Annotated in this window: 11 protein-coding genes and 1 tRNA gene; 6 read left to right on the top strand and 6 right to left on the bottom strand. The window is 61.9% G+C overall.

The genetic code is table 11. The features are described 5' to 3' along the window. Positions 1-233 precede the first annotated feature (233 nt). The 4 genes from clpX to JQ629_RS18975 form a co-directional block, all read right to left on the bottom strand. A complete protein-coding gene (gene clpX, locus JQ629_RS18990; RefSeq protein ID WP_027537232.1) occupies positions 234-1,508 on the bottom strand; it encodes an ATP-dependent Clp protease ATP-binding subunit ClpX in 1,275 nt (424 codons plus the stop codon). A gap of 429 nt (positions 1,509-1,937) precedes the next feature. Beyond that, the gene (locus JQ629_RS18985) at positions 1,938-2,573 is read right to left on the bottom strand and encodes an ATP-dependent Clp protease proteolytic subunit (protein ID WP_192733466.1); all 636 of its coding nucleotides are present in this window, start codon (positions 2,571-2,573) and stop codon (positions 1,938-1,940) included. A 253-nt stretch (positions 2,574-2,826) separates the two neighbouring features. Continuing rightward, the gene (tig, locus tag JQ629_RS18980) at positions 2,827-4,188 is read right to left on the bottom strand and encodes a trigger factor (RefSeq protein ID WP_212413955.1); all 1,362 of its coding nucleotides are present in this window, start codon (positions 4,186-4,188) and stop codon (positions 2,827-2,829) included. Between the two features lie 165 nt (positions 4,189-4,353). Then, positions 4,354-4,438: transfer RNA gene (locus JQ629_RS18975), tRNA-Leu, on the bottom strand. A gap of 137 nt (positions 4,439-4,575) precedes the next feature. Between JQ629_RS18975 and JQ629_RS18970 the strand changes: the two genes are divergently transcribed. The 4 genes from JQ629_RS18970 (at position 4,576) to JQ629_RS18955 (ending at position 7,787) form a co-directional block, all read left to right on the top strand. After that, complete coding sequence (locus tag JQ629_RS18970) at positions 4,576-5,904, top strand: multicopper oxidase family protein (RefSeq protein WP_212413954.1); 1,329 nt, start codon at positions 4,576-4,578, stop codon at positions 5,902-5,904. A gap of 10 nt (positions 5,905-5,914) precedes the next feature. Continuing rightward, positions 5,915-6,997, top strand: coding sequence for an enolase C-terminal domain-like protein (locus tag JQ629_RS18965; protein WP_212413953.1), 1,083 nt, complete (start codon positions 5,915-5,917; stop codon positions 6,995-6,997). Positions 6,998-7,114: 117 nt separating this feature from the next. Then, a complete protein-coding gene (locus tag JQ629_RS18960; RefSeq protein WP_249135149.1) occupies positions 7,115-7,450 on the top strand; it encodes a type II toxin-antitoxin system RelE/ParE family toxin in 336 nt (111 codons plus the stop codon). Continuing rightward, on the top strand, positions 7,440-7,787 hold the full coding sequence (locus JQ629_RS18955; protein WP_249135148.1) for a helix-turn-helix domain-containing protein: 348 nt from the start codon (positions 7,440-7,442) through the stop codon (positions 7,785-7,787). The genes JQ629_RS18960 and JQ629_RS18955 overlap by 11 nt, the downstream gene beginning before the upstream one ends. Positions 7,788-7,798: 11 nt before the next feature. On the opposite strand, the gene JQ629_RS18950 is transcribed toward JQ629_RS18955, so the two are convergent. Together JQ629_RS18950 and JQ629_RS18945 are read right to left on the bottom strand one after the other, a co-directional pair. After that, positions 7,799-8,260: a GNAT family N-acetyltransferase gene (locus tag JQ629_RS18950; protein ID WP_212413952.1), complete on the bottom strand. Its 462-nt coding sequence runs from the start codon at positions 8,258-8,260 to the stop codon at positions 7,799-7,801. Next, positions 8,238-9,737: an NAD(P)H-hydrate dehydratase gene (locus JQ629_RS18945; protein WP_212413951.1), complete on the bottom strand. Its 1,500-nt coding sequence runs from the start codon at positions 9,735-9,737 to the stop codon at positions 8,238-8,240. The genes JQ629_RS18950 and JQ629_RS18945 overlap by 23 nt, the downstream gene beginning before the upstream one ends. A gap of 365 nt (positions 9,738-10,102) precedes the next feature. On the opposite strand from JQ629_RS18945, the gene JQ629_RS18940 reads away from it, so the two are divergent. Both JQ629_RS18940 and glnA read left to right on the top strand, forming a co-directional pair. Continuing rightward, complete coding sequence (locus tag JQ629_RS18940) at positions 10,103-10,441, top strand: P-II family nitrogen regulator (RefSeq protein WP_027537227.1); 339 nt, start codon at positions 10,103-10,105, stop codon at positions 10,439-10,441. 156 nt (positions 10,442-10,597) lie between these two features. Next, positions 10,598-12,007: a type I glutamate--ammonia ligase gene (gene glnA, locus JQ629_RS18935; RefSeq protein WP_212413950.1), complete on the top strand. Its 1,410-nt coding sequence runs from the start codon at positions 10,598-10,600 to the stop codon at positions 12,005-12,007. The last annotated feature ends 17 nt before the right edge of the window (positions 12,008-12,024 follow it).

Here is a 12,024-nt window from a genome sequence, read left to right as displayed (position 1 = left end):
CCACCTTCGCAGCCTGTTTTTCCGGATCGTTTGGCGACGAATCTCAAGCATGAGCTTCGCCACCGACAGCATTAGGTGGCTATCGGGTACGGGGGTGTCAAGTCACGAAAAATGCCCGCCAAATGGGGCTAAACGCAAAAGGATTGCTGCGAAATAACTACGCCGCTGTGGCCGCCGGAATGTCCCGGCAGCCCTCCTGTTTGGGACAGAGATCCATCCCGGACCAGGGCCTATCAGGCGCTGGCGCTGCTCTCGACGGCGCGGTCGGAACGGTCCGCGTAGATGTAGAGCGGCCGGGCAGTTCCCTCGACCACTTCGCGCGAGATCACCACCTCTTCGACGCCTTCCAGACCCGGAAGATCGAACATGGTCTCGAGCAGGATGCTTTCGAGGATCGAACGCAAGCCCCGCGCGCCGGTCTTGCGCTCGATCGCCTTGCGGGCGACCGCGCCAAGCGCCTCGTCGGCGAAGGTGAGTTCGATATTCTCCATTTCGAACAGCCGCTGGTACTGCTTGACCAGCGCGTTCTTCGGATCGGTCAGGATCTTCTTCAGCGAAGCCTCATCCAGATCTTCCAGCGTCGCGACGACCGGCAAGCGGCCGACGAATTCCGGGATCAGGCCGTACTTCAAGAGGTCTTCCGGCTCGACATGGCGGAAGATTTCGCCGGTGCGGCGGTCTTCCGGCGCCAGGACCTGCGCCGCGAAACCGATCGAGGTCGAACGGCCGCGTGCGGAGATGATCTTCTCCAGCCCTGAGAAGGCGCCGCCGCAGATGAACAGGATGTTTGTGGTGTCGACCTGCAGGAATTCCTGCTGCGGATGCTTGCGGCCGCCCTGCGGAGGCACGGAGGCAACGGTGCCTTCCATGATCTTCAACAGCGCCTGCTGCACGCCCTCGCCCGAGACATCGCGGGTGATCGACGGATTGTCGGACTTGCGGCTGATCTTGTCGATTTCGTCGATATAGACGATGCCGCGCTGCGCGCGCTCGACATTGTAGTCGGCCGACTGCAGCAGCTTCAGGATGATGTTCTCGACGTCCTCACCGACATAGCCGGCCTCGGTCAGCGTGGTCGCATCCGCCATCGTGAACGGCACGTCGAGAATCCGCGCCAGCGTCTGGGCCAGCAGCGTCTTGCCCGAACCAGTCGGACCGATCAGCAGTATGTTCGACTTCGCGAGTTCGACGTCGTTGTGCTTGGTCTGGTGATTGAGCCGCTTGTAGTGATTGTGGACGGCGACCGACAGCACCTTCTTGGCGTGACTCTGGCCGATCACGTAGTCGTCCAGCACCTTGCAGATTTCCTTCGGCGTCGGAATGCCGTCGCGCGACTTCACCAGCGAGGACTTGTTCTCCTCACGGATGATGTCCATGCAGAGCTCAACGCACTCGTCGCAGATGAAGACGGTGGGTCCCGCGATCAGTTTGCGGACCTCATGCTGGCTCTTGCCACAGAACGAGCAATACAGCGTGTTCTTGGAGTCGCTCGTGCCGACCTTACTCATTCTATTCTCCGTCCGCCGTTCGATCCCGTCACTCGATCGACCCATTCCGGTACCAAACCGGACCTGCAAGTAGATAGAGCAAATTCCGTACCAAAAAAGACCTTAACTCAGTACGCGCCGTTCGAATCACGGTTTACTCGAATCCCCGCGATCCTACCCGATCCCTCACAGCCAACCATGCTGACACCCGACTATCAAGAATTCGCTAACCGGGCTCGGCGCGGCCACCGTGACAATACCGTGATTTTCGGCCTTCGCACGGGGAGAAGTTACCGAAATCACCCAAGCGTTGCGCGATTACCACGCCGCCAAACCAGCACGAAAGCGGAACTTTCTGCCTACGTTCGGGCATAAGCAGCCGCTTAGAGCGTAATTTGCCGATTGGGCCCACCTGTCAAGGTCAACGCGTGGGTACCTCCACCCGTTACCTTACGGGGTCTTGGTCATCGCCGGCTCTTCCGGGCGCTTATCCATCACCTTGTCGACAATACCGAAGTCCCTGGCCATGTCGGCGGTCAGGAACTTGTCGCGCTCCAGCGCTTCCTCGATCGCCTTGTAGGTCTGGCCGGTGTGCTTCACGTAGATCTCGTTGAGCCGCTTCTTGAGATTCAGGATCTCCTGCGCGTGCAGCATGATGTCGGTGGCCTGGCCCTGGAAGCCGCCGGAGGGTTGATGCACCATGATGCGCGAATTCGGCAGCGAGAAACGCATGTCCTTGTGGCCAGCCGCCAGCAACAACGATCCCATCGACGCCGCCTGCCCGGTGCACAGCGTCGTCACCGGCGGGCGGATGAACTGCATGGTGTCGTAGATCGCCAGGCCCGATGTCACCACGCCGCCCGGCGAGTTGATGTACATCGAGATTTCCTTTTTCGGATTCTCGGCTTCCAGGAACAGCAGCTGAGCGACGATCAGCGTCGACATGCCGTCTTCGACCGGACCGGTCAGGAAGATGATGCGTTCCTTCAGAAGGCGCGAGAAAATGTCGTAGGCGCGTTCACCGCGGTTGGTCTGTTCGACCACCATCGGCACAAGGTTCATGTAGGTTTCAACGGGATCGCGCATTAGTCACCCAAAGGTTGGCAGGGGCGAACATCCATCGGCAAGCCGGCTGATTTGCCAAAAGTGGACGAACGTCCCGTGATGCAGAACTTCAAAGACAACTCACAGAACAGATATGAGCCAATTTCCCGGCCACAAGGCCGAGCAATTGCGAGCTGGATTAGACGAGTTCAAACTGATTCGCAGGCGAACTCATAGCGACGGATGCCGAAGCCCCGCCGCTTTCGCCGTTCATCATTAACATCAGGTGCCGGGATTAAGCGGCAGTTTTCTCAGCGTCCTCGTCCTTGAACAGGTCTTCGCGCGAAACCTTCTTTTCGGTCACGTTGGCGAGTTCGAGGATGAAATCGACCACCTTGTCTTCATAAATCGGCGCACGAAGCTGGGCCAGCGCATTGGCATTGTTGCGATAGTAGTCCCAGACTTCCTTCTCGCGGCCCGGCATCGACCGCGCCCGCTCGATCACGGCGCGGCTGACTTCGTCGTCGGTGACGGTGATCTTGTTCTTCTCGCCGATCTCCGACAGCACGAGGCCGAGCCGGACCCGGCGGTCGGCGATCTTCTGGTACTCTTCCTTGGCGGCGTCCTCGGTGGTGTTCTCGTCGGCAAAGGTCTTGCCGCTGGATTCCATTTCGGCCTTGATCGAGTTCCACATCAGATTGAACTCTTCAGCGATCAGTGACGGCGGCGCCTCGAATTTGTGGCTCTCGTCGAGACGGTCGAGCAGCGCGCGCTTGACGCGCTGGCGCGTCGCACCGGCAAATTCAGTGACCAGGCGCTCGCGCGCGGCTTCCTTCAGCTTGTCGAGCGATTCGAGGCCGAGCGTCTTGGCGAACTCGTCATCGACGGTGGTCTCGCCGGGAGCTTCAATGGCGGTGGCGGTGGTTTCGAACTCGGCGGGCTGGCCGGCGAGCTTTTCGCTCGCATAGTTCTTCGGGAAGGCAACCTTCAGCGTGCGGGTCTCGCCCGCGCCGATGCCGATCAACTGCTCTTCAAAGCCCGGAATGAACTGGCCGGTGCCGATCACGACCTGGATGCCCTCGCCGGTACCACCCTCGAACGGCGTACCGTCGATACGGCCGGTGAAGTTGATGGTGACGCGATCGCCGTTCTCGGCCTTCGCGCCTTCGCTCTTGGCGTTATAGGGGCGGCTCTGGTCGGCGATCCGCTTGATGGCGTCATCGACATCGCTGTCGGACACGTCGACGACCGGCTTCTCGACGGTAAAGCTCTTGAAGTCGGCGAGCTGGATCGTCGGCACCACCTCGATTGCCACCGTGTAGGTGAGATCGCTCTTGCCGGAGAGGAGCTCCTCGACCTCTTTTTCCTCGGTCGGCATCGTGATCTTCGGTTCGGTCGCAAGGCGGAAGCCGCGATCGGTGAAGATCTGCGTGTTGGTGTCGCGGATGGTCTGGTCGATGGTCTCGGCCATGACAGAGCGGCCATAGACCTTCTTCAGGTGGCTCACCGGCACCTTGCCGGGACGGAAGCCGTTGAGCTTCACCTTGTCCTTGAGGTCGATCAGCTTGGCGCCGGCCTTGGCATCGAGATCCGATGCGGGAACGCTGATCTTGAACTCGTGCTTCAATCCCTCGACGAGGGTTTCGGTGACCTGCATGGCGTCAATCTTCTTCCGTTTCGGCAGGGCCTGATGGCCCCGACATTGTCAATTGGGTCGACGCGGGGCCCTTAAAGCCTGCGCCGGTGGTTCGGCTGACCCAACTCCCCAACCGGGGAAACAGGCCCTCCAGTATTCATCATGCAAACGCTTGAATAGAGCGCTTGGTGCGGGCGGAGGGACTCGAACCCCCACAACTTTCGTCACTGGAACCTAAATCCAGCGCGTCTACCAGTTCCGCCACGCCCGCGTAAAAAGCATCCAGTCCGGCCGCGATGCCGCGAGCGGCGGGCTTATAACATGCGCCCACGTGTCCGCAGCAAAAAAATGGCCATTCCGCCCCCTCGCCCGAGGCAAGGCGTCACAGCTGGACAGGGTCGCCAGAAAATGGTCCGCATCGGTCTCATGGCAAGCCCCAAACCCCTGCTGCACCGACGCGAGCTGATGGCCGGACTGGGCGCTGCCGCCCTGCTCCCGATATGGCCCGCCATTGGCTCTGCTCAAGGCCGCGCCGCGCTGGCGCTGCAAGCCAAAGCCGATGTCGTTGCGCTTCGGCCAGGGGCGCCGGAGACGCCGGTTTGGTCACTCGCCGGTTCGGAAATGAGATTCAAACGCGGCGATACCGTTGAAGTCACGCTCGCCAATGAGCTGCCGCAGCCCGTTGCCCTCAATTGGCGGGGGCTCGACGGGGTCGCGAGCGCCGAATCGCTGACGGCCCGCGCGCCGCTCGCGGCCGGGGTGAAGGAAACTCTGCAACTGCCGCTGCGACATGCCGGGACGCTGCTGTGCGATCTGACCCTTCTCGGCGACGGCCAGGCACGGCCATCGCGGGCTCGCGCATTGGTGGTCCGGGAAAGCGAGACCGTCGCCGTCGATCGCGACGAGGTGTTTCTGGTCGAGGACTGGCGGCTGCGCCCGGACGGGTCAGCGATCGCGCCCGGAATCGCCCCCAAGGACGCCGCAACCGTCTTGACGGCCAACGGCCGGCTTTCGCTCGATATTACAGCGCGAACCAATGAACGGATCAGGATTCGCTTCATTAATGGCTGCCAGCGGTCTGTTATCGCGGCCAAAATCGAGAATATCGACGTCCGCGTCATGGCCATCGACGGTCAACCTTCCGAGCCGTTCCAGGCACGCAACGGCGCACTGGTGCTACCCCCTGGCGGCCGCGTCGATGCATTTATCGATATGACGGCGCCCGCCGGGACCACCGCAGCGATTCTGGTCCACGACGGCAAGGAGGCCCGCCCGATCGGCAGGCTGATCGTCTCGGGCGAACCGCCGGTCCGCGCCGCCCCGCTTTCCCCGGCGCCGCCGTTACCTTCCAACGGCCTGCCGGAGCGCCTCGACCTGAAGGGCTCAACCCGGGCCGAACTGACCCTTGGCGGGCCACAAGGCGACTGGGTGCCGCCGCCGAGCTTCGCCGCGACCACAGCGCCCGCGTTCCGTACCAAAGCGGGACGCACGGTTGTGCTGGCCCTGACCAACCGCGGCGCGCTCCCGACGGTCTTCCACCTCCACGGCCACCATTTCCGGCTGCTCGACCGGCTCGATGACGGCTGGAAGCCGTTCTGGCTGGATACGCTGGCCATCGAACCCGGCCAAACCCAGCGCATCGCCTTCGCCGCTGAATATGCCGGACGCTGGCTGATCGAATCCGTCGCGACCGATTGGGCCGCCCCCCGGCTGGTGCGATGGTACAGTGTGGAGTGAGGAAGCCAGCATGAGCAAAACCGTTGCCGCCATTCGCAGCGTCACCGCCCGCGGCCTCGTGGTGCCGATCGCGCGACCGGTGAAGACCGCATTCGCCCTCATCGAAGCCGCCCACATGGTGCTGATCGATGTCGAAACCGATCAGGGCGTTACCGGTCACGCTTACATCTTCGCCTACACCGAACTGACGGTGAAACCGCTGGTGCATCTGATCGAGGGGATCGGCCGCGACCTCGTCGGCCGTCCGGTCGCGCCATACGATCTCATGAAGGCGATGGACGCCAAATTCCGCCTGCTCGGCTGGCAGGGCCTCGTCGGCATGGCGGTGTCCGGGCTCGACATGGCCTATTGGGACGCGCTCGGCCAAATTGCGGGTCGGCCATTGGCCGAGCTGCTCGGCGGCGCGCCGCGGCCGATCAAGGCCTATGACAGCTATGGCGTGGTCGATCCGATCGCGGATGAGAAGGCGCTGCGCCGCTCGCTGGAGCAGGGATTTCGCGGCATCAAGATCAAGGGCGGCGATGGCGACGCCGCCAATGACGAGCGGATGGTCAAGGGCGTGCGCGCTTTGCTCGGCCCGGACATCGCATTGATGTTGGACTTCAACCAGTCGCTCGATCCCGCGGAAGCCAGCCGCCGCATCGCCCGCCTCGCCCCTTATGACCTGCATTGGATCGAAGAGCCGGTGCCGCAGGAAAATCTGTTGGGGCATGCCAAGGTGCGCGAGACGTCGCCGACGCCGATCCAGGCCGGCGAGAACTGGTGGTTCCCGCGCGGCTTTGCCGAGGCGATCGCAGCCAGCGCCAGCGACTTCATCATGCCCGACCTGATGAAATGCGGCGGCGTCACCGGCTGGCTGCAAGTCGCAGCGCAAGCGGGAGCCGCCAACATTCCGATGTCGAGCCATCTGTTCGCCGAAGCCAGCGCCCACATGCTGGCGGTGACGCCCTCAGTGCACTGGCTCGAATTCCTCGATTTCGCCGGTGTCATCCTCGCCCACCCCGCCGAGATCATCGACGGCACGGTTACCGCGCGAGGTCCCGGCCTCGGGCTGGAATGGAACGAGGCGGCGGTGGCGAAATATCTCGTGTGACGCCATCGTCCACGAAGTGGGCGGCGCTAATTTCCTTGAAAGATAGCTCAAAGAACTATAGTTTGTAGAGCTAGAGAAGAGCTGTGCGGATTTTCAAGACCAGAACGCTCGCGAAGTTTGCGGCAAAACGGCACCAGCGATGACAGCCTCGTCGATGCCGTCGAAAGGGCTATCCGAGGCTCGATTGATGCTGACCTTGGCGGTCAAATCATCAAACAGCGGGTCGCCAGGCCGGGACAGGGCAAGCGAGGTGGCTTCCGCATGATCATCGGAATTCGTTCCGATCGGGCCATCTTTCTGTTCGCATTCGCCAAGAACGAGCGCGAGAACATCGACAAGGCCGAATTGGTGACGTTGCGAGAAATTGGCGCGTCATTCTTGAACGCTGACGACAAAACAATTGCACAAGCCTTGAAAGATGGAACTTTGATCGAGGTGAAATATGGCAACTAAAGCAAAAAAAGCGAAGGTAAAGGCGAGCCGGCTAACCCAGGAATTGCTGGAAACCGTGCGCGACATGCGCAAAAGCGGGCTTCTGACCAAGGCCGCGCATGAAAAGATCACCATGCGGCACACCGGCGTTGCGCCAACTGTTACAGCCCCCCTTACAGGCGAGGAAATCAAGGCCCTCCGCGAGAAGTGCCACGTCAGTCAGGCCGTTTTTGCGACCTACCTGAATTTGACGGCGGACTACGTGTCCAAGCTCGAACGCGGTGAAAAGCGTCCAAGCGGACCCGCCCTCGTGTTGCTCGACGTTATCCGCCGCAAGGGTATTGAAGCCATCCTTTAGCTGGTTGTCCCCTACGACCGCCTTTCGCGCGTCCAGAGATAGCGTGCGTCCGGCTCGTTCTCTTCATTGCCGGCGCCATCGGTTTGCTCGACCAGCACAAAGCCTCGCGCTTCATAGAAGCGGCGCGCCGGTGCGTTGCGCTGGAACGTCCATAGCTGCAGCCGCTCGGAAGCTCGCTTGGCGACGTCAAGCAATTCGCTCCCGACGCCCCGCCCCTGCGCTTCCGGCAGCACATAAAGCTGCTCGATCCTGTCGTCGCGGAACGCGATCACGCCGGTCATCGCAATGTCATCGAAGGCTCCCCACAGCTTGCAGGTTCTGAACATGCGCTCGCGATAGAACCAGCAATCTTCCTCGGGCGTGTGCAGACCGGTGAGCCAGGGCAAGGCATGGTCGAAGCTTGTACGATGGACCCGCGCCGCAGCGTCCATGTCGGCCAGTTCGAGTTGCCTAATACTCAATCCCGAACTCATCGTAGAGCCGCCGGAACACCGCGGGCAGCACCTCGGTCAGATCTTCCGCGATTAGGCCGGGTCCCGCCTCGCGGGCGCCCTCGCCGTGCATCCAGACGCCGACAGAGGCGGCCTCGAAGGCCGGCACGCCTTGCGCCAATAACCCTGCGATGATCCCCGCCAGCACGTCGCCGGCGCCGGCGGTGGCGAGCCAGGGCGGCGCGTTGGCGGCGATGCTGGCGCGGCCATCGGGCGACGCCACCACCGTATCCGGCCCCTTCAGCAGCACCACCGCGCCAGAGCGCAAGGCGGCGTCACGCACCCGTTCGAGTTTGGAGCGGCCCGGATGCTTGTTGCTGATGTCGCTGAACAGCCGCGGAAACTCGCCCTCGTGCGGGGTCAGCACGACCTGAGGATCGCTGGACGCCTTGATCGATTCAAACAGACGCTCCGGTTCTTGCGCAAAGCTCGTCAGCGCGTCGGCATCGAGCACAAGGTGACGTTTCGCCGACAAGGCGGTGTGGACGAGATCGCGCGTGCGGGCGCTGATTCCGGCGCCCGGCCCGATCACGCAGGCATTGAGCCGCTTGTCGTTCAGCACATCAGCGAATTCGACCGCGCTATCGACCGCGCGGATCATCACCGCGGTCAGGGCCGAAGCATTGACCGCCAGCGCCTCGCGCGGCGAGGCCAGCGTGACGAGGCCAGCGCCGGCCCGCAGCGCGGCACGCGCCGCCAGCCGCGCCGCGCCTGTTGAGGCCATGTCGCCGGAAACGACGACAGCGTGACCGCGCGCATATTTGTGGCCATCGATACGCGGCACCGGAAAGCATCCCTGCCAGGCCTGCGGGACGTTTTCCGTTGTCTGCGGCTGGATTTCGCCCAGCACATGCGCATCGATGCCGATGTCGGCGACGCGGACGCGGCCGCAATGCATGCGTCCCGGCAGCAACAGATGCGCCGGCTTCTTGCGGAAGAACGTTACGGTCTCGACGGCGTTGATCGCAACGTCCATCACAGCGCCGGTGGTGCCGTTGATACCGCTCGGCAGATCGACGGCGAGGACCGGCGCGCCGTTGGCGTTGATCGCCTCGATCATGTCGAGCGGATCGCCCTTGACGGGACGGTTGAGACCGGCGCCGAGCAGCGCATCGATGATCAGCGCCGGCTTCCCGATCGCCTGCGGATTGAACGGCAGCACCGGGTATTTCCAGCCCTTGGCCGCGAGTGCCGCGTCGCCCGTCAGACTGTCCCGCTCGCAGAGCAGGATCACCGAAACCTCGCGGCCGCGCGCGGCCAGTTCGGCCGCAGCGACAAACCCGTCGCCGCCATTGTTGCCGCGGCCGGCAACCACCACGATTGGACCCTCCTCGACCAGTTCCATCGCGGCTTCGGCAACGGCCTGGCCCGCGCTCATCATCAGCGCGAAGCCGGGCGTGCCGGAGGCAATGGCCATTCGGTCGGCACGCTCCATCTCAGTGGTGGTTAGAACTTCCATGCCGAATCCTCGATCTATCAGCCTTTTCCGGAGGCATTTCCGATACCGGCCGCAGCCAATTTTCCAATAGCTGCATACCAATTGATCGATTTGCCTATTTGGTAGGCTTGGGTATCATGCAGTGTCCGGTTCGACCTCTGCCGATTGCCCGTTAAAAGTCTGATAACATTCCAAAATCAGGCGCATTAACAACTTGGCATAGACCCTGCTTTTGGGGAAGCCGGTAAGGAAGCCGGTTCAGGGCCGTCGTCGTTCGCGGCAATTGCGAGCGTTTCGGGCCCTGATCAGGGATCGACGACCAGACGGCGCCACGCGCGACATCGAAACTATCTGCTCTGCAATTTGAAATGCCCGGGAGGCGCTCAGTGAAAAAAATCGAAGCCATCATCAAGCCGTTCAAGCTCGACGAGGTGAAAGAGGCGCTTCAGGAGGTCGGACTGCAGGGCATCACCGTGACCGAGGCCAAGGGTTTCGGCCGGCAAAAAGGCCACGCCGAACTGTATCGCGGTGCGGAATACATTGTGGACTTCCTGCCCAAGGTCAAAATCGAGATCGTGATATCAGACGAACTGGTCGAGAAAGCCATCGATGCGATCCGGCGCGCCGCCCAGACCGGCCGCATCGGCGACGGCAAAATCTTCGTCTCCAACATCGAAGAAGCGATCCGGATCAGAACCGGAGAATCCGGGCTGGACGCTATCTAAGCCGGGTGCTATCCCGCATTTTGCGACTGAAAAACAAGAAAAGGGCTGCTTCGGCGGCCTGATTTCGTTTGCGATATCTCACCACTCTGTCTGTGTGTGCGTGTTGTTTGCGAAAATGTCGTTGTCGCAGAGTCCTGGAAACCAAAAGGGGTATTCATGAAGACCGCCAAAGACGTCCTGAAATCGATCAAGGACAACGACGTAAAATACGTCGACCTGCGCTTCACCGACCCGCGCGGCAAGTGGCAGCACGTGACTTTCGACATCGGCATGATCGACGAGGAAATCTTTGCCGAAGGCACCATGTTCGACGGCTCGTCGATTGCCGGCTGGAAGGCGATCAACGAATCCGACATGTGCCTGATGCCCGACCCGGTCACCGCGACGATCGATCCCTTCTTCGCCGAAACCACCATGGTCATCACCTGCGACGTGCTGGAGCCGACCACCGGCGAGCCCTACAACCGCGACCCGCGCGGCATGGCCAAGAAGGCCGAGGCGATGGTCAAGTCGATGGGCGTCGGCGACACCGTGTTCGTCGGACCGGAAGCCGAGTTCTTCGTATTTGACGACGTGCGCTTTTCGTCCACGCCCTACAACACCGGCTTCAAGCTCGACTCCTCGGAACTGCCGACCAATTCGGACACCGAATATGAAGGCGGCAATCTCGGTCACCGCATCCGCACCAAGGGCGGCTACTTCCCGGTCCCGCCGCAGGATTCGGTGCAGGACATGCGCTCGGAAATGCTCGGCGCGATGGCCAAGATGGGCGTCAAGGTCGAGAAGCATCACCATGAAGTCGCTTCCGCCCAGCACGAGCTCGGCATGAAGTTCGACACGCTGACGCTGATGGCCGACCAGATGCAGATCTACAAATATTGCATCCATCAGGTCGCGCACATCTACGGCAAGACCGCCACCTTCATGCCGAAGCCGATCTATGGCGACAACGGCTCGGGCATGCATGTCCACCAGTCGATCTGGAAAGACGGCAAGCCGGTGTTCGCCGGCAACAAATACGCCGACCTCTCGGAGACCTGCCTCCACTACATCGGCGGCATCATCAAGCACGCCAAGGCGATCAACGCCTTCACCAACCCGTCGACCAACTCCTACAAGCGTCTGGTCCCCGGTTACGAAGCGCCCGTGCTGCTCGCCTATTCCGCGCGCAACCGTTCGGCCTCGTGCCGTATCCCCTACACCGCCAACCCGAAGGCCAAGCGCGTCGAGGTCCGCTTCCCCGACCCGATGGCCAATCCGTATCTCGGCTTCGCCGCGATGCTGATGGCCGGCCTCGACGGCATCAAGAACAAGATCGATCCGGGCCCGGCAATGGACAAGGATCTCTACGACCTGCCGAAGGAAGAGCTGAAGCAGATCCCGACGGTGTGCGGCAGCTTGCGCGAGGCGCTGGAAAACCTCGACAAGGACCGCGCGTTCCTCAAGAACGGCGGCGTGTTCGACGACGACTTCATCGACAGCTACATCGAGCTGAAGATGACCGAAGTCGAGCGCTTCGAGATGACCCCGCATCCGGTCGAATTCGACATGTACTATTCGCTGTGATTTTCGCGGCGTTCGCG

Origin of the sequence: Bradyrhizobium sp. AUGA SZCCT0222 (genome assembly GCF_018130205.1) — a bacterium.
Classification (GTDB): domain Bacteria; phylum Pseudomonadota; class Alphaproteobacteria; order Rhizobiales; family Xanthobacteraceae; genus Bradyrhizobium.
The sequence above is the reverse complement of the archived record's forward strand: the minus strand, read 5'-3'. Positions and strand labels throughout refer to the sequence as shown.

Excerpts from the sequence above, each read along its gene's own strand:
- tig (WP_212413955.1), bottom strand. The coding sequence starts at position 4,188 with ATGCAGGTCACCGAAACCCTCGTCGAGGGATTGAAGCACGAGTTCAAG.
- JQ629_RS18945 (WP_212413951.1), bottom strand. The coding sequence starts at position 9,737 with ATGGAAGTTCTAACCACCACTGAGATGGAGCGTGCCGACCGAATGGCC.
- JQ629_RS18965 (WP_212413953.1), top strand. The coding sequence starts at position 5,915 with ATGAGCAAAACCGTTGCCGCCATTCGCAGCGTCACCGCCCGCGGCCTC.
- clpX (WP_027537232.1), bottom strand. The coding sequence starts at position 1,508 with ATGAGTAAGGTCGGCACGAGCGACTCCAAGAACACGCTGTATTGCTCG.
- JQ629_RS18950 (WP_212413952.1), bottom strand. The coding sequence starts at position 8,260 with ATGAGTTCGGGATTGAGTATTAGGCAACTCGAACTGGCCGACATGGAC.
- JQ629_RS18955 (WP_249135148.1), top strand. The coding sequence starts at position 7,440 with ATGGCAACTAAAGCAAAAAAAGCGAAGGTAAAGGCGAGCCGGCTAACC.
- glnA (WP_212413950.1), top strand. The coding sequence starts at position 10,598 with ATGAAGACCGCCAAAGACGTCCTGAAATCGATCAAGGACAACGACGTA.
- JQ629_RS18970 (WP_212413954.1), top strand. The coding sequence starts at position 4,576 with ATGGTCCGCATCGGTCTCATGGCAAGCCCCAAACCCCTGCTGCACCGA.
- JQ629_RS18985 (WP_192733466.1), bottom strand. The coding sequence starts at position 2,573 with ATGCGCGATCCCGTTGAAACCTACATGAACCTTGTGCCGATGGTGGTC.